The sequence below is a fragment of the uncultured Adlercreutzia sp. genome (genome assembly GCF_958431955.1).
In the GTDB taxonomy this organism is placed as follows: domain Bacteria; phylum Actinomycetota; class Coriobacteriia; order Coriobacteriales; family Eggerthellaceae; genus Adlercreutzia.
The window spans coordinates 1-23,298 of the sequence record NZ_CAUASN010000038.1; the positions used below are offsets into that span (position 1 = coordinate 1).

17 protein-coding genes are annotated in these 23,298 nt (G+C 65.8%); 5 read left to right on the forward strand and 12 right to left on the reverse strand.

The features are described 5' to 3' along the window. Positions 1-174: 174 nt before the first annotated feature. Positions 175-1,368 carry an FprA family A-type flavoprotein gene (locus tag Q5064_RS09800; protein ID WP_302964252.1) on the reverse strand — a complete coding sequence of 398 codons (1,194 nt, stop codon included), beginning with the start codon at positions 1,366-1,368 and terminating at the stop codon, positions 175-177. Positions 1,369-1,518: 150 nt separating this feature from the next. Next, entirely contained in the window at positions 1,519-3,081 is a 1,563-nt protein-coding gene (putP, locus tag Q5064_RS09805; RefSeq protein WP_302964253.1) for a sodium/proline symporter PutP, read from the reverse strand. A 291-nt stretch (positions 3,082-3,372) separates the two neighbouring features. Between putP and Q5064_RS09810 the strand changes: the two genes are divergently transcribed. The 4 genes from Q5064_RS09810 to asnB all read left to right on the forward strand — a co-directional run bounded on the left by Q5064_RS09810 (position 3,373) and on the right by asnB (position 8,878). Then, positions 3,373-4,662 carry an aminotransferase class I/II-fold pyridoxal phosphate-dependent enzyme gene (locus tag Q5064_RS09810; protein ID WP_302964256.1) on the forward strand — a complete coding sequence of 430 codons (1,290 nt, stop codon included), beginning with the start codon at positions 3,373-3,375 and terminating at the stop codon, positions 4,660-4,662. 292 nt (positions 4,663-4,954) lie between these two features. Then, positions 4,955-6,295, forward strand: coding sequence for a carboxylate--amine ligase (locus Q5064_RS09815; protein WP_302964257.1), 1,341 nt, complete (start codon positions 4,955-4,957; stop codon positions 6,293-6,295). Then, positions 6,292-7,032, forward strand: a complete 741-nt coding sequence (locus Q5064_RS09820) for an aspartate/glutamate racemase family protein (RefSeq protein WP_302964258.1) — start codon at positions 6,292-6,294, stop codon at positions 7,030-7,032. The genes Q5064_RS09815 and Q5064_RS09820 overlap by 4 nt, the downstream gene beginning before the upstream one ends. Further along, on the forward strand, positions 7,007-8,878 hold the full coding sequence (gene asnB, locus Q5064_RS09825) for an asparagine synthase (glutamine-hydrolyzing) (protein ID WP_302964260.1): 1,872 nt from the start codon (positions 7,007-7,009) through the stop codon (positions 8,876-8,878). The genes Q5064_RS09820 and asnB overlap by 26 nt, the downstream gene beginning before the upstream one ends. 192 nt (positions 8,879-9,070) lie before the next feature. On the opposite strand, the gene Q5064_RS09830 is transcribed toward asnB, so the two are convergent. The 6 genes from Q5064_RS09830 to Q5064_RS09855 form a co-directional block, all read right to left on the reverse strand. Beyond that, positions 9,071-10,027: a slipin family protein gene (locus tag Q5064_RS09830; protein ID WP_302964263.1), complete on the reverse strand. Its 957-nt coding sequence runs from the start codon at positions 10,025-10,027 to the stop codon at positions 9,071-9,073. Positions 10,028-10,050: 23 nt separating this feature from the next. Next, positions 10,051-10,485 carry a GntR family transcriptional regulator gene (locus Q5064_RS09835; protein ID WP_302964265.1) on the reverse strand — a complete coding sequence of 145 codons (435 nt, stop codon included), beginning with the start codon at positions 10,483-10,485 and terminating at the stop codon, positions 10,051-10,053. A 20-nt stretch (positions 10,486-10,505) separates the two neighbouring features. Next, positions 10,506-11,387: an NrfD/PsrC family molybdoenzyme membrane anchor subunit gene (gene nrfD / locus Q5064_RS09840; protein WP_302964267.1), complete on the reverse strand. Its 882-nt coding sequence runs from the start codon at positions 11,385-11,387 to the stop codon at positions 10,506-10,508. A 42-nt stretch (positions 11,388-11,429) separates the two neighbouring features. Continuing rightward, positions 11,430-12,218, reverse strand: coding sequence for a molecular chaperone (locus Q5064_RS09845; RefSeq protein WP_302964268.1), 789 nt, complete (start codon positions 12,216-12,218; stop codon positions 11,430-11,432). A gap of 172 nt (positions 12,219-12,390) precedes the next feature. Beyond that, entirely contained in the window at positions 12,391-13,017 is a 627-nt protein-coding gene (locus tag Q5064_RS09850) for a 4Fe-4S dicluster domain-containing protein (RefSeq protein WP_302964271.1), read from the reverse strand. 12 nt (positions 13,018-13,029) lie between these two features. After that, complete coding sequence (locus Q5064_RS09855) at positions 13,030-15,666, reverse strand: molybdopterin-dependent oxidoreductase (RefSeq protein ID WP_302964274.1); 2,637 nt, start codon at positions 15,664-15,666, stop codon at positions 13,030-13,032. Between the two features lie 429 nt (positions 15,667-16,095). On the opposite strand from Q5064_RS09855, the gene Q5064_RS09860 reads away from it, so the two are divergent. After that, entirely contained in the window at positions 16,096-16,803 is a 708-nt protein-coding gene (locus tag Q5064_RS09860; RefSeq protein WP_302964275.1) for a ferric reductase-like transmembrane domain-containing protein, read from the forward strand. A gap of 90 nt (positions 16,804-16,893) precedes the next feature. Here Q5064_RS09860 and Q5064_RS09865 read toward each other — a convergent pair whose 3' ends face one another. The 4 genes from Q5064_RS09865 to Q5064_RS09880 all read right to left on the reverse strand — a co-directional run. Continuing rightward, positions 16,894-18,270 carry an ATP-binding protein gene (locus Q5064_RS09865; RefSeq protein ID WP_302964277.1) on the reverse strand — a complete coding sequence of 459 codons (1,377 nt, stop codon included), beginning with the start codon at positions 18,268-18,270 and terminating at the stop codon, positions 16,894-16,896. Positions 18,271-18,437: 167 nt separating this feature from the next. Then, entirely contained in the window at positions 18,438-19,337 is a 900-nt protein-coding gene (locus Q5064_RS09870) for a LysR family transcriptional regulator (RefSeq protein ID WP_302964278.1), read from the reverse strand. A gap of 166 nt (positions 19,338-19,503) precedes the next feature. After that, positions 19,504-21,195 (reverse strand): FAD-binding protein, encoded by a 1,692-nt coding sequence (locus Q5064_RS09875; RefSeq protein WP_302964279.1) that lies wholly within the window; start codon positions 21,193-21,195, stop codon positions 19,504-19,506. A 184-nt stretch (positions 21,196-21,379) separates the two neighbouring features. Further along, positions 21,380-23,298 (reverse strand): 4Fe-4S binding protein (locus Q5064_RS09880; protein ID WP_302964281.1); only part of this gene is annotated, 1,919 nt, incomplete at its 5' end.

Consider the following 23,298-nt stretch of genomic DNA (forward strand, 5'->3'; position numbering starts at 1 on the left):
CCCGGGCCCCGGGAAACGCGCCGCCCCACCCCCCTCCCATGCCGGGGTGGCGCGTTCTCCGGGACCCTCTTCCAACAAGGAGCGCGACGCCCCCTCCTTCGAGAAGGGCTCCCCGCGGGGAGCCCTTCTCACGTTGCGGATGGCGGCGATCGGCCTCCCGACCGCGCCTGTGCCCTACTCGGCCTTGTCGTGGAACAGGCTCACGAACTCCACCACGGCGTCGTGCAGGGCGTTCAGCCCCTCGGCGTCTTCCACCCACTGATGGGTGAAGGGGGCCTCGGGCAGCGTGAACTTGCAGCTCTCCAAAGCCTGGTACACCTCATTGGGCCCCATGGGCGCCCAACCGTAGCTGCCGAAGGGGATGCCCACGCGCCCAGCGGGAGCCAAGCCCCGCATATAGCAGAGGAAGGCCGACACCGTGGGCATCATGGTCTTATTGAGCGTCGGCGAGCCCACGGCGATGTAGCGGGCGTTCAGCACCTCGGCCATGATGTCGGAGATGTGGTTCACCTTCAAATCGAGCAGGCGCGCGGGAATGCCCATCTCCACGAAGGCCTCGGTGATCTCCACGGCCATGGCCTCGGTGGTGTGCCACATGGAGTCGTACACCACGAGCGCGTACTCCTCAGGCGCACCGGAGCTCCACTTCGCGTACATGTCCAGGATCTCGGGCACGTGACTGCGCCAGATGATGCCGTGGGCCGGCGCGATCATATCGAAGGAGAGGCCGGAGAGCGCCTTTAGGGCCGCCTCGACGTTCTTGCCGTAGGGCATCACGATGTTCGCGTAGTACTTCTGGGCCTGCACGAGCACCTCGGGCAACCCTACCTCGTCGTCGAAGCGCTTCGAGGAGGCATAGTGCTGGCCGAAGGCATCGTTGGAGAAGAGGATCTGGTCGTACTCGTCGTAGGTGACCATGGAGTCAGGCCAGTGCACCATAGGCGTCTGCACGAAGGTGAGCGTGCGGCGGCCGATGTCCAGGGTGTCACCCGTCTTCACGCCCATGAGGCTCAGCTCGTCGCCGTAGTGGGCGGAAAGCCCCTGGACGCCCTTGGGTGCGCCGGTGACGATCGTGGCGTTCGGCGCGATCTCGGCTAAGGCCGGCAGGCCGCCGGAGTGGTCCATCTCCACGTGGTTCGACACGATGTAGTCGATGCGGGCCGGATCCACGATGGTGCCGATGCGCTCAATGAGCTCGCCCACGAAGGGGCGCTTGCAGGTGTCGATGAGCGTGATCTTCTCGTCCATGATGAGGTAGGCGTTGTAGGTGCTGCCCCGCTCGGTGGTGTAGCCGTGGAAGTTGCGCTCGTTCCAATCGACGCCGCCCACCCAGAACACGTCCGGCTTGATCTCGACTGCTTTCAGCATGGAAGTCCCCTTACTCGTCGGTTACCGGCCCATGATAGCCCAGATGCCGCCTGCCGCCCAGCGGTGCGAGCGCTTGTTGGGGAATCGTTTGGCCCGCAACGAAAAGAGCCGCCCGAAGGCGGCTCGAGGAAGCGGCGTGCAGATGCGCTGCTACACGTCCAGCTCCATGTAGGTGTCGAAGTCGTCGGTGACCTCCTTGGAGGGCTCGGCGGTGAGCTTCGATACCACGACGATCACGAGCAGCGCCAGCACGAAGCCGGGCAGAAGCTCGTAGACCGCGAACCAGCCGCCCAGAGGCGCGATGAAGTTGTTCCAGATGATGACCGTGGCGGCACCGGTGAGCATACCGGCGATGGCGCCGGGCAGCGTGGTGCGGCGCCAGTACAGCGAGCACAGCATGAGCGGGCCGAACGAGGCGCCGAAGCCGGCCCAGGCATAGGACACGATGTTGAAGATGGAGGAGTTCTGGTCCATGGCCAAGAAGCACCCGAGCACGAGGATGCAGGTGAGCGTCACACGGGCCACGATCATGACCTGGCGGTCGGTGGCGTCGCGCTTGATGAGCCCCTTGAAGATGTTCGTGGCCACCGCGCTGCCCGAGATGAGCAGGTAGGAGGACGACGAGCTCATGGCCGCCGCGAAGATGCCCGAGACTACCAGACCGCAGAAGAACGACGGCAAGAGGATCTGGGCCAGCACGATGAACACGCTCTCGGCCGCTGCCTGGGTGGCGAAGGCGTCGGGCAGGTACGCGCGCCCGATGAGGCCGATGCACACCGCGGCGCTCATAGACACCACGAGCCAGATCATGGCGATGAGGCGCGACTTCTTGATCTCGTCGGAGTGGCGGATGGACATGAAGCGGATGAGCACCTGGGGCATGCCGAAGTAGCCGAGGCCCCAGGCCAGGCCGCTCACGATGGTGATGATGCCGTAGGTGTTGGCGTCGCCGAACTGCGGCAGGCCGTCGATCATGAGCTGGGCGCCGCCGTCGTCGAGCAGGGGCGTGGCGATCTCGGTGGCCGACAGGAAGCCGGGGATGGACTGGAGGAAGGCCACGGTATTCTCCACGCCGCCGGCCGCCGTGACGCTGCCGACGAAGATGGTCACGAGCGCGCAGAACATGAGCGTGCCCTGCACGAGATCGGTGGTGCACACCGAGAGATACCCGCCCATGAAGGTGTACAAGAACACGATGATGGCGCCGATGACCATCATGGCCGCGTAGTCCCAGCCGAACAGCGTGGCGAACAGCTTGCCCACGGTGACGAAGCACGAGGCCGTGTAGATGGTGAAGAACAGCAGGATGATGACCGCGGCGATGGTCATGAGGATGTGCTTGTTATCATGGAAGCGGTTGCTGAAGAAGTCGGGCACGGTGATGGCGTTGCCGGCCTTCTCGGAGTACTTGCGCAGGCGCTTGGCCACGAACTTCCAGTTCAGATACGTGCCGATGACAAGGCCGATGGCCGTCCACATGGCGTCCGACGCGCCGGTGAAGTAGGCCACGCCGGGCAGGCCCATGAGCAGCCACCCCGACATGTCCGAGGCCTCGGCCGACAGGGCCGTGAGCCACGGGCCCAGGCCGCGACCGCCGAGGAAGTACTCCTCGCTCGACGAGTTGGAGCGCCGCGCGTAGACGAAGCCGATGACGACCACGACGACGAAGTAGATGAGCATGGCGAAAACTACCCAGAAGTCGCTTTCGATCATGTTTCCCCCTTTACCTTCGAGAATCTTGCTTGGAACTCCCGGGGGTCGGAGTTGGCGGAGGGGCGCCGTGCTCAGACAGTCCTCGCTTTGGAGGACAGTCCGGCGGACTGTCCTCGTCGCTGCGGAACTGCGCGCGGACCCCTCCGCCAACTCCGACTCCGATCAACCATTGATCGTGTTGAAGTCCCATGTTGACGGACATTCCTCTGACCTTCGGGATTATACTTTACTGCACTGGAGCGACGCTCCGTGTCTTGTGCATACGAGCAGTTTTACGGCGAAAGGACGATTATGCCGCGCTACGCAGATATGTCGAAGGCGGAATTGGAGGCCGAACTGGCGCAGACGCGCGGCCGCTACAACGAGATGGTTGCCCGGGGGCTCTCCCTGAACATGGCCCGGGGCAAGCCGTCGGCGGCGCAGCTGGAGCTTTCCCTGCCGATGCTGGACATCCTGAACGCCGGCGCCGATCTTGCCGCCGAGGACGGCACCGACTGCCGCAACTACGGCGTGCTCGACGGTATTCCCGAGGCGAAGCGCCTCATGGCGCGCCTTTTGGACGATGCGCCCGAGAACGTCATCGTGCTGGGCAACGCCAGCCTCACGGCCATGTACGACGCCATGGTGCGCTACCTGCTGTTCGGCGCTTTGGGAGGCACGCCCTGGAGCCAGCTCGACGAGGTGAAGTGGCTCTGCCCCGTGCCGGGCTACGACCGCCATTTCACCATCTGCGAGGCTTTGGGCATCCAGATGATCCCCGTGCCCATGGGCGAGGAGGGCCCCGACATGGATGAGGTTGAGCGCCTCGTGGCCGAGGACGCCTCCATCAAGGGCATCTGGTGCGTGCCGAAGTACTCGAATCCCACGGGTGCCACCTACTCCGACGACGTGGTGCGCCGCCTGGCTTCCATGGACACCGCCGCGCCCGATTTCCGCATCTTCTGGGATAACGCCTATGCCGTGCACCACTTCTCCGACGACCCGGCCGAGCAGGATACCGTGCTCGACATAGCCGCCGCCTGCGCCGAGGCGGGCAATCCCGACCGCTACCTGAAGTTCGGATCCACTTCCAAGATCACCTTCCCCGGCGCCGGTGTGGCGGCCGTGGCGGCGAGCCCCGCCAACGTGGCCGAGATCAAGCGCCATATGAACGCCCAGGCCATCGGCCACGACAAGTTGAACCAGCTGCGCCATGCCCGCTTCCTGGACGAGGGCGCGGGCCTTGCCGCCCACATGGCGCGCCACGGCGAGCTCATGAAACCGAAGTTCGACCTGGTGTGCGGCCGCTTGCAGGAGGAACTGGGCGGGGCCGGCATTGCCACGTGGACGAACCCGTGCGGCGGCTACTTCGTGAGCTTCGAGGGGCCGGCCGGCACCGCCCGCCGCATCGTGGCCCTGGCCAAGGATGCCGGCGTGGTGATGACCGGCGCCGGCGCCACCTGGCCCTACGGCGACGATCCGGCCGACTCCAACATCCGCATCGCGCCCTCGCTGCCGCCGCTCGAGGAGCTCGACGCCGCCATGGACGTGTTCTGCTGCTGCGTGAAGCTGGCCGCACTGGAGCAGCTGGTCGCAGAGTAACCCTGCTGCCTCCGTTGAGCAGGGTCGGCGCCGTCCGGCGTTCCGACCGAGCGAGTTCCGCAGCGACTGGAAGTGCCCAGCGGGCACTTCCACCAAGCGAGGACTGCCTGAGCGAATCGGAATGCCGGACGGCGCCGAACCGGACGACGGCGTACCGCTCTCCCGCTGCTTCCGTAAGGAAAAGTTTCGCCCTCCTTACGCTTTCTTCAGCATTTGCTATGGGATGCGTAATGGGGGCTTTTCCTATCATCTTTCCTGTATTGAAGCCCCGCCGATGCAGGAGATGAGACCCATGGAGAAAACCGACGCCCCCGACGTGCTGCCCGTCATCCTCGGAGGCGATATCGGTGCCTACAGCCTGGCCCGGGCCTTCCACGAGGCCTACGGCATCGTGTCGCTCGTGCTGTCCCAGGCCGACTGCCACATGTGCGGCGACTCCTCCATCCTCGTGAACCGGGTGGTGCCGCACCTGGAGCGCCGTGAGGTGCTGCTGTCCACCTTGGCCGACGTGGCCGAGTGCTTCGGGCACCGCACCCTGATGCTGCTCGGCTGCGGCGACTGGTACGTGCGCGCCATCGTGGAGATGCGCTCCCAGCTCGAGGGGGCCTTCATCATCCCCTACATCGGCGAGGGCCTTCTGAACCGCCTCACCGACAAGGAGCGCTTCTACGCCCTGTGCGCCGAGGTGGGCGTTCCCGCCCCGCGCACCGTTATCTTCGACACGGGTGACGCCGATGCCGACCCGGCGGCGCTGGACGTGCCCTTCCCCTTCCCCGTGGTGGCCAAGCCAGCCGCATCGGCCGCCTACCACTACGCCGACTTCCCCGGCAAGGAGAAGGTGTTCTTCCCCCGCGACGCCGCCGAGCTGGCCCGCGTGCTCGGCGCCGTGCAGAAAAGCCGCTACGACGGGTCGTTCCTCATCCAGGAGACCATCCCCGGCGACGACACGCAGATGCGCATCCTCACCACCTACTCCGACTGCACCGGCACCGTGCGCTTCGCCTCCTTCGGCCAGACCCTTCTGGAAGACATGCGGCCCATGGGGGTGGGCAACCCGCTCGCCATCGTGAGCCGCACCGACGAGCAGATCGTGGCCGAGGCGTGCCGGCTGCTCGACGCCGTGGGCTACACGGGCTTCGCGAACTTCGACATCAAGGTGGACCCGCGCGACGGCAGCCACGTGTTCTTCGAGGTGAACACGCGCCTCGGGCGCAGCAACTACTACGTGACCGCCGCCGGCGACAACGTGGCGCGCTTCCTCGTGGAAGATTTGGTGGAAGGAAAGCCCTTCCCCGAGGCGGTGGCTGTAGCCCGCGGGCGCGCCTCGCTGTACACGGTGGTGCCCAAGCCCATCCTGCTCGACTACATCAGCGACGAGGCGCTGCGCCGGGAGGTAGCCGGGCTGTATGCCCTCGGCGTCGATGCCGACCCGCTGGACTACCCCGCCGAGAAGCGTCTGCGCCGGCGGCTGTACCCGCTCGCCTTCGCCTACCGGCAGTGGAGGACGTGCCGGGCGGCCATGGCGGCCAAGCGGGAGCGGGAGCAGCGCCGCCAGCGCGCGCTCGGCTCCCCTGCGGCCGGCGCCACCTCGGCCTCCGCCGCAGAGCCCCGCTTGGCGGGAGCCGCATCGTGAGCGGTCGCCTCGTGGGCGTGCTCGGCGGCGTGGGGCCGGGGGCCACCGCCTACTTCCTGCAGCGCATTGTGGAGCGCACCGAGGCGGCCTGCGACCAGGACCACGTGCGCACGCTGGCCTTCAACGATGCCGCCATACCCGACCGCACGGCCTTCATCGCCGGAGAGAGCTCCCGCTCGCCCGTATCCGCGCTCATCGAGGACGGCCAGCTTTTGGCGGCCTGCGGCTGCGAGGTGCTGGCGCTGCCCTGCAACACGGCGCACACGTTCTACGACGAGGTTTCGGCAGCCGTGCCGGTGCCCATCGTGCACATGGTGCGCGAGACCGTGCGCGCCGCCGCCGATGCGGGGCTCTCGCGTTTGGGCGTGCTGGCCACCCGCGGCACCGTGCTCGCCGACGTGTATGGCCGCGAGGGGGCGCACTGCGGCGTGGGGTGCCGCTACCCCGCCGGGCCCGTGCAGCAGCGCGTGGGCCGCATCATCTTCGACGAGGTGAAGGCGGGGCGCGCGGTGGACCGTGCCGTCCTCGACGAGCTGGCGGCCGACCTTGCCGATGCCGGCTGCGACGGCATCGTGCTCGGGTGCACCGAGCTGTCACTGGCCTTCGGAGGCGCCCGGCGTGCGGCGGGGCTTCCCGTAGTGGACGCCCTGGACGTGCTCGCCGACCGCGTGATCGCGCTCGGCGGCGGCAAGAGATGCGAGGAGGAGACCGATGTGCGGTTTTGTCGGCTGGGCTGACGATAACGCCCGCGGCTACGATGCCGCGTCAACCATCCGGCGCATGGCCGACGCCATCGCCCACCGCGGCCCCGACTCCGAGGGCTTCTACGCCGACGAGCGCTGCGCTTTGGGCTTCCGGCGCCTTGCCATCATCGACCTGGCCGGCGCGAACCAGCCCCTCTTCAACGAGGACGCATCGCTCGTGCTCGTATTCAACGGCGAAGTGTACAACTACCGCGAGCTACGGCGCGATCTTATCGCCCGCGGCCACGTTTTTGCCACCGAGGGCGATGCGGAAGTGGTGCTCCACGGCTTCGAGGAATGGGGCGAAGAGGTGCTCGACCGCCTGCGCGGCATGTTCGCCTTCGCGCTGTACCGCCCTGGTGCCGGCGAGCTCTTCCTGGCGCGGGACGCCTTCGGCATCAAGCCTTTGTACTGGCATGCCGAAGGCGGCGCCATCGTGTTCGGCTCCGAGATAAAGGGGCTTCTCGCGCACCCCCGCGTGCCCCGTCAGCTGAACGAGCGCCGCCTCGGGCACTGGCTGTGCCTGGAGTACCTGCCCGACGAGGAGACCCTGTTCCGGGGCGTGCGCAAGCTGCCCGCGGGCCACTGGCTTCGCTGGCGCGACGGCCGCGCCGAGGTGCGCCGCTGGTTCGCGCCGCGCTTCGCCCCCAACCCCTCCCTGCGCCCCGAGGCAGCCGCCGAGGCCGTCGAGGCCGCGGTCCGAGAATCGGTCGCGGCCCATGCGGTGGCCGACGTGGAGGTGGGCTGCTTCCTCTCGGCGGGCGTGGACTCGAGCCTCGTGGCCGCCGAGGCCTCTCGCATCATGGAGGCGCGCACCTTCTCCATCGGCTACGGCGAGGCGCGCTACTCGGAGCTTGCCGCCGCCGCGGCCTTCGCCGAGGCGGTGGGGCTGCCCAACCAGGCGCGGCACCTCACCGCCGAGGAGTTCTTCGCATCGGCGGCCGCCGTGCAGTACGCCATGGACGAGCCTCTGCCCAACCCCTCGGCCGTGCCGCTGTACCACCTGTGCCGCATGGCCGCCGAGTCGGTGAAGGTGGTGCTGTCGGGGGAAGGGGCCGACGAGCTGTTCGGCGGGTACCCCTACTACCAGGAATGCCTCGCCTTCGAGCCCTATCTGGCTCTGCCCGCGCCCCTGCGCCGCACCCTGGCCGCCGGCGCGCGCCGCCTGCCGCCGGGAACTCATGGGCGGCGCTTCCTCATGCGCGGGGCCCATCCCCTCTCCGAGCGCTACATCCGCCTGGAGTACAACTTCACCTGGGAAGACGCCCTGGATCTGCTCGCCGACGAGGTGGCCGCGGAGGCGGCAGGCGCGGGCGCGCCCTGGGAGGCGACAGCCGCGCTCTTCGCCGAGCTTGAGCGCGACGGCGCAGGATGGCTCGACGAGGCCACGCTCATGCAGACCGCCGACATCCTCACCTGGATGCAGCAGGATATCCTCTTGAAGGCCGACAAGATGTCCATGGCCGCCTCGCTGGAGCTGCGCGTGCCCTTCCTCGACCGGGAGGTGTTCGCCTGCGCCCGCACCCTGCCGCGCGAGCTGCGCGTGACGCGCCATGAGACGAAGCCGGCCCTGCGCCGTGCCGCCGCCCGCACTCTGCCGCCTGTCACGGCGGCCATGCCCAAGAAGGGCTTTCTCACGCCGCTCGCCCAGTGGCTGCGCGAGGAGCCGTGGGCGAGCCGGGTGCGCGAGGTGCTGCACAGCGCCACGGCGCGGCAGTTCTTCCGCACCGATACGCTGGATGCGCTTCTCGACGAGCACCGAAGCGGCGCCTGTTCGCATATGAAGAGGATTTGGTCGGCCTACTGCTTCGTGTTGTGGCACGAGACGTATTTCGGCTAGAACAGGCGGGGCACCGGGCAAATCGGGAGGGAGGGGGATGAATCTGTCCGGTACCCGCCTTGGTTTCGGATTATACCGACCTCCCCGCTCATTGGGACGGCGTTGGCAAGGTTCACGAAAGGGGCACAGGTCGCGCGGCCCGCGGCGGGAGCGCTCCGGCCGTTGAGGGCTCCCGCGCTGGCGGCCGGCACGCTACTTCCCGTGCTTCAAGCTGTCGAGGGCCTTATCCAGCGCCGCGTCCGAGAAGCCCTCGGAGTACGCGCTCGGGATGACCACCGTGCCCCCGGAGCCCTTCACCGACTCGTAGAGCAGGTGCATCGTGCGCAAGCGCACGGCCAGATCGTTCTCCTCGTACACGTTGGCGGCGTCCACGAGCATGGCCGAGATGTCCTTCTCCACCTCGGCGAGCACCATGCGGGCGTTCTTCTCGCGCTCGGCCTGGGCCTCCGCCGACATCACCTCCTGCAGCTCGGCGGGAATGACGATGTCGCGGATCTCCACCGACAGCACGGTGATGCCCCACACGCTCGTGCGCTCTTCGATGACCTCCTGCAGCTCCTGATCGAGCTGGTTGCGGCGGATGGCCACCTCCGACACGCTCGCCCGCCCGATGGCGTCGCGCAGGGCCGTTTGGGCCGCGAGCGACACCGAGTTGTAGTAGTTCTCCACCTCCAGGCAGGCCTTCTTCGCGTCCCATACCATCCAGAACAGCACCGCATCCACGTTGATGGGCACCAAGTCGCTCGTGAGCGTCTCCTCGGCGCCGAAGCCCGTGACCATGATGCGCTGGTCGGCTTTAAGCGCGGTCTGCTCGATGAAGGGGATGGTGAAGTAGAGTCCCGGCCCCTTCACGCGGGAGAACTTGCCGAGGCGGAAGACCACCACCTTCTCCCACTGCATGGCGATATGCACCGACATGGTGGCCACCCAGGCTGCGAGGAGCGCAGCCACAAGCCCCTCCACGGTGAACATGCCCGCGAAAACGAAGGCGGCGCCGAGCACTGCCAGAAACACGACGACGGCCACGAAGGCCGAGAACACGAGCGGGCCCGTCTGCGAGGCGCGTCGGTCGATATTAGAGTTGTAGCGCTCAATGCCCGCGAGCTTGGTATCCTCGCCGCGGGAGTGCTTCTCGGTGCGCTTCTTCATGGGAATCACGTCCTTCGAACGGGTCAGGACTTCTCGTCCTGGATGCGATGGGCCACGTCGATCAGGCGCAGCTTCACCTCGTCGATGCTCATGCCGAGGGCCAGGCAGCGCCGTATGCAGCCCTCGATCTCGGTGTCGGCAACGGAGAGCACGTCATCGCCCCGGTTGCCGATGTCGCGCACGAACACGCCGCGCCCGCGCACCGATTCCACGTAGCCGTCGCTCTCCAAGTTCACGTACACCTTGCTGACGGTGTTGTAGTTGATGGCGGCCTCAGCGGCGAGGGTGCGCACGCTGGGCAGCTGATCACCCGGCTGGTAGTGGCCGGTCTTGATGAGGTAGACGAAGCGGTTGCGCAGCTGCACCCACACGGGCAGCCCGCTTGATTCGTCTATCTCGAACAGAGCCATGGTGCCCGTGCCGCCCTTCTCCCGCCAAGCCGCGGAATCGTCCCGCATTTCCGTTGCCCCGCATTGTATCACCCGAGCCAGTGGCTTCCGGCCGCCACCAAGCAGAACCGCAGAATCAGCCCGCCGAGAACGCAGAGCACCTCGACGACCTGCAGCGTCGCGGGCACCTTGAGAAGGGCGCGCACCCCCTCGGCGGCCAGCGGCACGACGACGCCGAGGCCCGCGAACCCGACGACGAACCACGGGCCGGCGCCCTCGGGCGCAAGCAGGGCCGCGAGGGCCGGACGCGCAAAGGGGCCGGCGAGGGCCAGGCCGAGGAAGGCCGCGAGCGCGACTGCCTCCAGCGTGAGAACAGCGCGGTGGGCGCGGCGCAGGGCCTCGGTCCAGCCGGCCAGAAGCGCTCCATCGCGCACGAAGGGCACGGCCAGGAGCACGACCGCCACCCCCGACGAGGCCGAGGAGAGGGCGAGCAGCACGGGCAGGGCGGCGTTGTTCCACAGGGGCACCGCCTCCATGAGGGCCATGTAGAGCCCCGTGTATACCATGAGCGCGAAGGCGAGGGCGACCGCCGCCGCCTCGAGCACCGTGCGCAGCGGCCCGGGCACAGGGCGCGGGGCCATCAGATGCACCGCGGCCAGGGCGGCCGATACCGCAAGGGAGGCGAGCAGGACGAAGGAGCCGAAGGTGAGCAGCGAGGGCGTCGGACGCATGAACAGCAGGAAGAACCGCTGGGGACGCCCCAAGTCGAGCAGCAGGCAGAACGCCGACACCGCGAGCATCACGAAGGCGATGGCGGCCAGGGTGCCCGCAAGCCCGTCGAAGGCGCGGCTCTGGGCCCGGCTGCGCGTCCGGGTGCGGCGGAAGAGCAGCGACCACGCAGCCGCCACGAGCAGCACGCCGGCGCCGCACCCGCCTAGAAACAGGTACAGCACCACGAACGACCCCAGCATACGCACCTCCCCTCGCCTTCGCCTCGGTCCCCTCGGCCGACGCTAGTCGAGCCGTCTCTTGAACGCCTGGGCCTCCCCATCATAGCGAATGCCGAAGCGCTCCGCATAGCAGGAACCGAGGCCGAAGACGAAATCGCCGAGGCCGCGGTAGTAGTCGGTGCGGGCGTGCTTCTCCACCGCGTAGCGCCATGCCGACAGCCAGGGAAGCACGTGCTCGACGAGAAACGTCTCCTGCTCCTCGGCCAGGGCACGGGCCGCGTCGCCATCGCCGGCCTCGAGGGCCTCCCGCTCCTCGGCCATCAAGCGCGAGAGGAAGCCGAGCATGAGGCCGAGATGGTCGTCGGGCTCCTTACCGACGCGCTCGGACATGAGGCCGTGGCGACGGTAGGCGGTCCGCGCCGCCAGCGCGGTTCGCCCGAACATGTGGCTGTTGGGCTCCACGTAGAACGACTCCAGGCACGAGGCCTCCGGGGCGCCCGCGCCCACGAAGAGCCGGAGCCACTCGCGGCGCAGCTCGTCCACGCGCTCGATGAAGACGGCGCTGCCGGCAAGAGCGACCGCGGCCTCGGCGGCCGTCTCGCTAAGGGCCGAGTCGGCGGCCGCCGCGTCCAAGCCGGCCGCCGAGGCCGCCTCGACGCACCAGCCGTCCATGAGGGCAAGGCCCCGGGCGGCCCAGGCGTTGTCGGCGGCGAAGGGCGCGGCGGCGAACTGGCGGCCAGCCACCTGGGCGGCCACGGCCGTCGCGGAGGGCTCGCCGTAGAGCAGCGACGAGGCCTCGGCGAAGCAGACCTCGGCCGCCGCCAGCGTTTCGGATTGGAATGGTGTGTTCATGAGCATACCTCGGAAAACAGGGCCACCCCGGGCGCGCGGGGAGGGATTCGCGCGCTCGGGAGCTGCCGCATCGAAGGGACGGGCCGCACGCCGTCGCGCGGCCCGATGACGCGGAAGGGGCGTCGGCCCGAAGCCGGCACCCCTTCCGCCTTAAGAGCATGAGCCGGAAAGCCTACAGCTCTTCCTCCAAATTGACGACGGATCCGGTGCCGGAGCCCGACTTCTGGGCGTCGCGGTGGGGCGTCACGATGAGATTCGCCTCGGTGGTGTCCTGCGGCAGCGGCTCCACCTCCACATCGCCCTCGCCGTACTTGTCCACGAGCTCCTCGCGGGTGCCGAAGTCAAGCGCGCGCATGGGACAGCCGGTCACGCAGAGGGGCTTGCCGCCGCCCTCGACCTCGCCCTTGCACATGTCGCATTTGAGCATGTAGCCCTCGTCCTCCCCGAAGGTGGGGGCGCCGTAGGGACAGGCGGTCTCGCAGGTCTTGCAGCCGATGCACACGTCGTGATCGGTCCACACGATGCCGGTCTCCTCGTCCTTCTGCATGGCACCCGTGGGGCAGTTGGCCACACACGCCGGGTTCGTGCAGTGGTTGCAGGCCAGCGACACGAAGTAGCCGAACACGCCGTCGGGCGCGTAGTGGCCCGCATCGGTGGGCTTCCAGGAGCCGCCCTGGTAGTTCAACACGCGCCGGTACAGGTTGTTCGCCGGCAGCTTATAGGTCTCCTTGCACGCGACCTGGCAGGTCTTGCAGCCCGTGCACTTGCTGGAGTCGAAATGGAATGCGTACTGAGTCATGGCGCACCTCCCCTATTCCTCGATGCCCACGGGCATGACGATGGGCGTGTTCTTGTCGGGATCGAGCGTGAGCGGCCCGTCGTATTTCTCCACCTGCACGAGCGTGCCCGTCCACGACTGGGAACCCTGACCAGAGGACTTCGGCGCCTGCAGGATGTTCGGGTCGCCGCCCAGATCGATGCCGGTCTCCTCGTCGATGCGGATCCACGCGCCGTCCTGGAGCGCCACCGCGCCCGGAACGATGGTGGGCAGCACCTTGGCCGGGCGCAGCACCTGGCCGTGGGGGCTCGTCATGAGCACCAGATCGCCCGTCTTGATGCCGCGAGCCTCGGCGTCCACCGTGCTGATGAAGCACTCCTGGGGGAAGGCCTCGCGCAGCGAGACGACGTTGTCGTTCACCGTGTGGGCGCGGCGCAGGGAGTGCGGAGTCCACAGCAGCAGCGGGAACTCGTCGGTCTGGGTGCCGGCGCCCTGCTCGGGATCGGCGATCTGCCACTTCGCGATGGGCGAGAGCGTGGAGAAACCCAGCGAGTTCACCGTGGCGGCCAGGCCTGCGGAATAAATCTCGAACTTGCCCGTGGAGGTGGGCAGAGGATTCGCATCCGGATCTGCGTAGAACGCCTCCCACGGCACGCTGGAGAGCGCATCGCCCTTGGAGCGCGGGATCTTGAAGAAGCCCTTCTCCTTGAATTCGGCTACGGTCATGAGCCCTTCTTGGGGCGCTCCCTCCACGCCGAGCTCGTCAATATCGTCCTGGCTGATCGTGAGCAGCGGGGCATAGCCCATAGCGGCACGATCGGTCATGTATACGGCCCCCGCCAGCGACGAGTAGGTGCGCTCGGCATCGGTCTGAGCGTTCACCACCTTCGGATCAACATCGAGGCGCTTCGCCAGCTCCTCGGCGATCCAGCCTTCGGGCTTCGACTCAAACAGCGGCTCCATAATACGGTCGGCCCAGTACACGGTGTCGGAGTTGTTCATCCAGGCGATGTTCCCCTTTTCCCACCAGGTGGCCACGGGCACCACAATATCGCAGTACTGACGCGACGGATCGAAGAAGGGGTTTGCTCCCCACACGAAGTCAACGCTGCGGAATGCCTTGATCGCCGCATTGGCATTCGGCATCGAGTTGAGCGAATTCTCGTATCCACCACAATAGATGACGTGGATATCGAGGGGATGCTTGCCGCCCGGCCAGCTATCACGGCCATAGGCGCCGTCGAGGATAGATTGCCAGCACTCGGAGTAATCGATGTTTTCCCATGCCGCGGGATCCTCCATCTGCGCAAACAGCGGAACCGATGACAGAGCCACGGGCTTGAGCGGATTCACGGGATTCAACTCGGCAGACGACGAGTCGCCGGCCATGCAGAACGGCGCAGCCGACATGCCCTCGCACAAGCCTACCCATGAGGCGTAATTGCCCGGAGTGCCCATGCTGCCATGCATAAGGGCGAGGGTATAGAAGGCCTGAGCGAACATCTCGCCAGCGGGAATCTTCGTGGTGGACTGGCCGGCGAAGAAGTTCACCTTCTCGGTGGAGGCGATCTCTTCGGCCAGGCGGCGGATGTCGGCCGCCGGCACGCCGCAGATAGCCTCGGCCCACTCGGGGGTCTTCGGCTCGCCGTCGTAGGTGCCCAGCACGTAGTCCTTGAAGTTGTCCTCAACGGGAGCGCCCTCGGGCATGTGCTCGGCATCGAAGCCGACGCAGTACTTGTCGAGGAAGTCCTGATCCTGCAGGTTGTTCTCGATCATGTGATACATCATGCCGATGCAGAAGGCCGTGTCGGTGCCGGGAATGATGGGCACCCACTCGTCGGCCACCGCCTGGGCCGTCTGGTTCAGCCAGGGCTCCACGATGATGACCTTGCCGCCCTGGCGCTTGGCATAGTCAAGCTGGTAGGCAGTGTTGCCGCCCTTGTTGGCCATCCAGTTGTTGCCGAAGTGGAAGTGCAGTTCGCTGTCCTGAATGGACAGTGAGTCGGGAGCCGCCAGCATACCGCCAGTCATCATGATCTCGGGGATAGGCCAAGCGCCGAGCGACACAGTGCCGAGTTCGTGGTGCATGGCGCCGCCCTTGGCGTTCAGCAGGCAGATAACCTGATCAAAATAGGTATCTCCAATGTCACTGTAAGCAGCGGCAAGAATGGATTTGGGGCCGTAGTTGTCGTAGGCCTTCTGCATCTCGGCGGCGATGTAGTCGAGCGCCTCGTCCCAGCTGATGCGCTCCCACTCGTCGCGGCCGCGCATCTCGCCGTTCGGATTGTCGGGGCTCCACCCCTTGCGCTTCATGGGGTATTTGATGCGCGCCGGCGACATCATGTTGCCGATCTGCGCGCGGCCGCGGGGGCAGGCGCGGCGCTGGGGCACCTCGATGGAGTCCTCGTCCTCCTCGTCGGTGCGGATCTTCAGCGGAACCCCGTCCTCCACGTACACCTTGAGCAGGCAGCGCGACGAGCCGCAGCTGCAGTTGTTCATGCAGGCGCCCGTCAGCCACGTGCCCGTCTCCTCGGCGGCATCCCCGCCGGTCTGGGACAGCTCGTCGTCGCCCTGCGAGGCGCAGCCCGTGAATCCCGCCAGCGCCGTGGCGCCCGCGGCGGCCGTTCCCCATTGGACGAACCTGCGTCGAGTCAGTTGGCTAGTACCCATGTGTGACCCTCCCTCTTTGTGATCGCATCAGGAAAGCTCCTGTACAGGTCGCTTCCCCTCTTTCCCTTACACGACCCATGCATAGGTGAAACCGTCCTAAAGAAATATGACGGCTACAGGGCGCATACTATCATGGGGCCGTAGGACAGTCAATGGAATCGCCGCCTTTAGGCTATCTATTTTGAGGATAATATCGCTCATCATTGGTGTTTTATAAAGCTAACTTACTCGCTTCGACTCTGGTATCTCGTCATTGTTTTCCAAGATGAGTCCCCTCTCGCAGCCGATCTTCTTCCGCTTTGAAGCCAGCAGAGAACGGAGCAATTTCCCTTCTCTGCCCAATGTTGTGTTGAGAAACTAGCTGTCCTATGCTATTGTGACAAAAGGGAAAGAGGAGATCCTGGGTTCCAGGCTGTTGGAGGAGGCGTCATGAGGTTCGTCGTTGCCGTTGCCCTGTCATTTGCGCTCGTATGGCTGTGCGCCAAGCCCCTGAAGAGATACCCCGTGCCGTTCTACCTCGGCGCCGTCGCCTTGGTGGGGCTGTACCTGTGGGGCACCGGCGCGAACGTGCGCGGCGAGGCGTGGTCGTACTTCCAGCCGCTCATGCAGCGCTGTGCCCTGGCGTTTCTGCTGTTCTCCGTCGTGATGTTCGTGGGCGTGCTCGGCGAGAGGAACCCCCTGCGCGTGCACCTCATGCCCATTCGCCGGCAGCTGTCCATCCTGGCGTGCATCTTCGCCTGCGGGCACATCGCCTTCTACGCCGCCTCCTACGTGCCGCGCTTGACGGGCGCGTTTACGGGAAACCTCGCGTTCTCGCTGGGCCTGGCCGCGCTCATCACCGCGCTCATGGCAGTGCTGTGGGTCACCTCGGCGCAGCGCGTGAAGCACGCCATGAAAGCCGCCAGCTGGAAGCGCGTGCAGCGGCTCGCCTACCCCTTCTACGTGCTTACCTACGTGCACTTGGCCCTGCTGCTCATGCCGAGCGCCCTGGCTGGCAACCAGGTAGCCGTCGTGAGCATCGCGGTGTACTCCGTCGTCATGGGCGCCTACGTGGTCCTGCGTGTAGCTAAGGCGCTGGCAGACCAGCGCGCCGAGACAGCCGCCGCCGAGCCCGACCTGGAGGCAGCGACCGCTTAAGTCGCCTCGATGGCGATCTTGGTGCGAATGCGAAAGCAGCGTAAATCACCGGGACCCAGGGGAGCTCGAACCGAGCGCGGGAACTCCTCTTTAGAAGGTCGGCGGGGCTAGATGCGTAGGAGCCAGGCGGCCGTTAGCCTGCTCGGCTATGCAGAATGTCAGGTACAGGGGAAAATACCAGACAGGCTTCCCCTCGCGCTCGCGGCGCTCCATATTCGCCATCGAGAGCACGCACGCCTCGTTGATGCCATAATCGGGCGTTCCGAGCAGATTGTTGAGCGCCGTGTGAAGCTTGTAGTCCTTGCCCGACTTCACCTCGACGGGCATAAGGGTACCGTCGTTGCGCTGCACGATGAAATCGACCTCGCCCTTTCGGCTGCTGTAATAGTAGAACAGGCTGGGATTCTGGCACGCAAGGGCCTGCGCCACAGCATTCTCATACACCGAGCCGAAGTTCACCGACACGGCGTTCGCCACCACGTCGAGCATCGTCTGCGGCGGGTACTGCGCAATCAGCAGCCCCGTGTCGGCCTCATACAGCTTGAAGCGGCTCTCTCGCGCGCTCCGCTCGAGCGGGCGTGCGGGCTCGGCCACCTGGTACGTCGGCAACACCACCGCCGCATCGATCAGCCACGCGAAATCATCGGCATAGCGGCCGTACACCGCCCCCTGCTTGAGGGCATCCATGCGGAAGCGCTTGTTCTCCTTATCGAGCTGCGAGGGCACCGCATCGAACACCCGACGAATCTGCGGAGCGCGAGGCTCGGCGTATTTCGTGATGTCGAATCGATACTGCTCCACAATCTGGAGCGCCGTCTCGCGAACCGCCATCATATCGTAGGCCGAGTCCAAATACGCGCTCACCACCTCGGGCATGCCGCCGATGGCCACGTAATAGCGAAACAGATCGATAAGACGGCTGTGCAGCGAGTCATCGAGGGGCACCCGGCTGTCAAACGACTCCCTCATATCATCGATAATGGCCTGTGGAACATCCTGCGACCAGCAGAACTCCTCGAAATCGAGGGGGAACATACGCTCGATGAGCACATATCCCACAGGGAAGGATCGAAAGCCTTTCAGCTCGGTACCGAGCATGGACCCGGAAATAACCACACGGTAGCGCCCGTCTTCCACCAGAAATTTCACGGCGGTGATAAGGTCGGGGGCCTCCTGGATCTCATCGAGAAAGATAAGAGTCTCGCCGGGGGTGACGGGCGTTTGGGCGATCAAGGACAGGCGGGAGATAAAATCGCCAGCATCAGAGGAACTCGAGAGGGTACGGGCGGCGTTCTTATCGTCGAGCAGGTTCACCTCCGCGAGATGCTTGAACCGCTCGCGCGCGAACTGTCGCACGACATAGGTCTTGCCCGTCTGACGGGCGCCGACGAGCAGGAACGCCTTGCGGGCCCCGCTGCTGTTCCATTCATCCAGTCTGCCGAGCATCTTCCGGCGTATTTCGGCCACTTTTCCTCCATCACACTTGCTATCTGGTATTTGTCGCTAATACGGAAAGAATTTTAGCAAATATGTCGCTAATACGGAAATAATATCGCTTGTTTTGTAGCTAATACGGAAAATTAGCTGATCTAAAACGGAAATACCCATACCGCAACCAGATAGCCGAGTCTCTCTTACCTCTCTCGCGCTGCCGCGGCGATAGCCTGCTTCAGCTCTTCTACGAGCGGATTCTCAGTCGCGCCGATCCTCACGGCCAGGCCGAGCGGCAGGGTGAAGGCGTCCTCCTCCGTAAGGGGCACGTACGCAATGCCCTCGTGAGGTTCCTCGGCATTATGGGCGGGCGAGAAATCGACGCCGCGGCCCGAGCGCACGAATTCCCGGGCATGCTCCAAGCTGAAGGAAACGGGCGCATAGCGCGGCGTCAGGCCGTAGCGAGCAAAGCCCTCCACGATACGATGGTAGGACACATTCAAATCGGGCACGGGGAACAAGTCGACCTCGGCCAGATCGGCAAAACTGATGAACGGCTGACTGGCCAGGGGATGACCGGCCGGCACGGCCACGAGCAAGTTCCCCTCGTCCAACGGCTCGAACGCGAACTCCGCCGGATCAGGACGACCCACCACGTATGCCACATCCACCGAACCGCGCTGCACCGCCGCAAGGCACGAATCGCTCGTTAGCTCGAAGACGCGCAAGTCCGCCTCGGGATGGGCCTCGCGAAAGCCCTGCAACGTCGCCAGTGTGAAGCCCGTCCCCTCTTCCTGCAGGCTTGCCGTCGCATAGGCGAAGGCCACTGTGCGCCGTGCGTTTTCCTGCCACGAGGAGGCGAAGGCCTCTGCGCTGCGCACTGCCTCCAACACGGCCGCGGCCTTCGGAAGGAAGGCAACTCCGAAATCGGTGAGCTCGATACCCTGTCGGCGCCGATGGAACAGCGGCGATCCCAACTCGCCCTCAAGGGACGCCACCGAAGCCGACAGCGTCTGTTGCGTTACGAAAGCGCCCTTTGCCGCAGCGGAAAATGAACGGGACTTCGCCGCCAGACAGAAGTACTCGATTTGCCGTAGATCCATATTCTCTCCCTTTTCCTGCGCAAACCATCATACCGCATTGCCACCGCCGACACGCTGCGCCACCGCCCCTCAGTACCGCGTTTCGCCTCGCCTCAGCATTGCCAATGCAAGAAGGACGCCGACGAATCGGCGTCCTTCCGAGGGAGGGCGAAAATTCGAGCGTATCTTACGCCTGGGCGGCCGTTACGCCAGCCAGATAACCCGAGCCTACGCAGAAGCCCTGGGCCGAGCCGCCCTCGAAGTACGGCACCGCCCAGAAATCGCCATCCACGCCGGCCACGAACAAGCCGGGGATGGGATTGGCGTCGGCATCCACTGCGCGGCAGTAGCCGTCGGTCTTGATGCCGCCGAGCGTCACCCACGCGGCAATATCCAGCTCCACCACGTACAGTGAGCCCGTGTCCACCGCCCGCAGGAACTGGGCCTCCTTGAACATCTCCTCATCGGCACCGGCTGCGCAATACTCGTTGTACGTCTTCACGGTATCAGCCAGGTGAGCCATGCCGCACGTCTCGCCCAGCACCTCGGCGGAGTCGGCCTTCCAGATCCAGCCCTCGTCGATGCCCTGCTGCACCATATCGGGCAGCGCGGTGAGCGTCTTATCCATGAAGCCCATCTGCACGCCGGGGGCCATGTTGCCGAAGGCGTCTTCGGAGATGAAGTCCATAACGGGAGTGGTAGCAAGCTCGTCGATGAGGCCGTCATCGATCACCATGTAGTACACGCCCTCGCGCAGAAGCGGCTCGCCGCAGTACATGGTGTGCTTGGCCATGGTTCCCTCGTCCATGAAGCGCGCACCCTGCTTGTTCACCATGAGGCCGCCGAACAACGGCAAGCTGAACACCGGCGTGGCGTTGCAGTCCTCCAGGCTCACAAAGCGGGCGCTCGACTTCATGTTGCAGGCGCCCGACTCGTTGATGGACGTGCTGAAGTTCTTGCCTATCTGCGCGCCGGCCGACTGGGCCAGCTTGATGCCCGCACCGTCGTTGTACTGGTTGCCCGTGCCGTACATGACCGAGCCCGAGTAGTACTCGCGCAGCATGTCTTCGTTCTGAATGAAGCCGCCCGTGGCAACGATGACGTTCTTGGCTTTCACGTCCACCGTGCTGGAGCCTTCCTCGTAGCGCACGCCCACCACAGCGCCATCCTCGATAAGCAGGTTGGTCACGTTCGCATTCCAGCGCGAATCCACACCGAACTGATCCAGCATGCCCTGGAGCGCATCGGCCCGCTCGGCACCGCTCGTCGCATAGATGTGTCCGCCGCGGTTCAGCATCAGCGTGTTCTCGTCGGCGCCCTCGAAGGCGAACATGAAGGGAACGCCGCCCTCGATCATGAGATCGATGCCCTTGCCCGAAGCCGGCAGCACGTTGCGCAGCAACGGGGCGTTGGTCTGGTAGTGGGTGCCCGTCCAGATGAAGTCGAACATGTCCTTCACCGTGAGGTAGTTGGGCTGCGCCAGCTCGGGGGTTGACTCGATGGCCCACACACCCGATACCATGGAGGCGTTCGTGGCGCCCATGGACGCGGAACGGTCGAGCCCGATGACCTGCGCGCCTTCCTTGGCAGCAGCCGAAGCAGCCACCAGGCCGCTCGTGCCCAAACCAACCACCACCACATCGCAGCTCTCCTCGATATCGGCCGGGGGCAGCTCCTCGGCTGCGGGGGCATCGTCGGCATCGGCAGCCGGAACATCGTTCTTCGCCTGCGGTGCGCAGCCGGCCAGGCCCAACGCCGCCAGTCCCGCAGCGCCCAATGCGCCCAAGCCGAGGAACGAGCGGCGGGACATGCCGCCTTCTGCACAAGGCACGGCATCCATCAGATCGGCCTCTTCCACGGCCTTGATTTCCTTCTCCATGGGAACCCTCCTTCAATCTCGGTTCTTTTCCCAGGCCAAAGGTTACCAAGGGCGCTTCCCGCTGCCCAACAAACACTTCCGAGGACATCTCAGGTTTTATTTGTGGCACCGCATCTCCAAGGCGAAAAAGAGGAGCCCGGATTGAATCCGGGCTCCTCTCGCAGGACGATTTGCTGCGCTCGCGCTACTCGGCGGCGTAGAGGTCCTTGAGCTTCTGCAGGTGATCCCAGCGGTCCATGGCGGCCTGCTCGTTCTCGGCGAACAGCTCGCCCGCGCGCTCGGGGAACTCGCGGGTCAGGCGGCTGTAGCGGGCCTCGTTCATGAGGAAGTTCTGATACTCGCCCTCCACCGGCTCCTTGGAGTCGATGACGAGCTTCTTGCCCGGGGCGCCCTCGGGGTTGAAGCGCAGCAGGTTCCAGTAACCGCAGTCCACGGCCTTCTTCATCTCGGTCTGGCAGTTGGTCATGCCGCCCTTGATGGAGTGCATCTCGCAGGGGCTGTAGCCGATGATGAGCGAGGGGCCCGGATAGGCCTCGGCCTCGGTGATGGCCTTGATGGTCTGATTCAGGTTCGCGCCCATGGCGATCTGCGCCACGTACACGTAGCCGTAGGTCATGGCGATCTCGGCGAGCGACTTCTTCTTCACGTCCTTGCCGGCCGCGGCGAACTGCGCCACCTGGCCGAGGTTGGAGGCCTTCGAGGCCTGGCCGCCGGTGTTGGAGTACACCTCGGTGTCGAACACGAACACGTTCACGTCCTTGCCGGAGGCGAGCACATGGTCCAGGCCGCCGTAGCCGATGTCGTAGGCCCAGCCGTCGCCGCCGAAGATCCAGACCGACTTCTTGGTCAGGTACTCCTTGTTGGCCAGGATGCCGGCCGCGAGCTCGGCCACTTCCCCGGTGCCGGCCGCCGCAGCCTCCAGGGCCGCGATGTAGGCCGCCGCCGCGGTCTTGGACGCCTCAGCATCGGTGCGGGCCTCAAGCCACGCGCGGGCCGCGTCGGCCAGCTCGCCGGCCGCGCCGCCGCACTCGATGAGCACCTCGGTGTCCACCACGACCTTGTCCTGCACGGCCTCATAGCCCAAAAGCATGCCCATGCCGTGCTCGGCGTTGTCCTCGAACAGCGAGTTGGACCAGGCTGGGCCGTGGCCGTCGGCATTCACCGTGTAGGGAGAGGTGGCCGCCGGACCGCCCCAGATGGACGAGCAGCCCGTGGCGTTGGCGATGTACATGCGGTCACCGAACAGCTGGGTGACCAGGCGCGCGTAAGAGGTCTGGGCGCAGCCGGCGCACGAGCCGGAGAACTCCAGCAGCGGGCGCTTGAACTGGCTGGCCTTCACCGAGGTGCCCTCGAGCTCCTCCTTGCGGGCGACTTCCTTCACGCAGTAGTCGAACACCGGCTGCTCGTCCAGCTCGTCGGCGATGGGCTGCATGGCCAGCGAGTCGGTGGGGCACTGGATGACGCACAGGCCGCAGCCCATGCAGTCGAGCGGCGAGACAGCCAGCACATACTGCATGTCGGCGCCCACCTTGCCCTTCACGGGGATGTGCTTGGTCTGGGCCGGGGCAGAGGCCATCTCGGCGTCGGTCAGCGCGAAGGGACGGATGGTGGCATGCGGGCACACAAACGCGCACTGGTTGCACTGGATGCAGGTGTCGGGCGTCCACTCGGGCACCGACACGGCCACGCCGCGCTTCTCGTAGGCCGAGGCACCCAGCGGGAACTGGCCGTCCTCGTAGCCGACGAAGGCGGACACGGGCAGCGAGTCGCCGTCCATGCGGCCGACGGGGAACATGACGTTCTCCACGAGGGCCACCGTCTCGGGACGGCCCTCGGCGGGAGCAGCCTTAACGGAGCCCTCAGCGTCCTTCCAGGAAGCGGGCACTTCCACCTGCACGAAGGCCGTGGCGCCGGCATCGATGGCCTTGTGGTTCATATCCACGATGTCCTGGCCCTTCTTGGCGTAGGAGGCCGTGGCCGCGTCCTTCATGTAGCGGATGGCCTCCTCCTGGGGCATGACGCCGGCCAGGGTGAAGAAGGCGGACTGCAGGATGGTGTTGGTGCGCTTGCCCATGCCGATCTCGATGGCCAGGTCGATGGCGT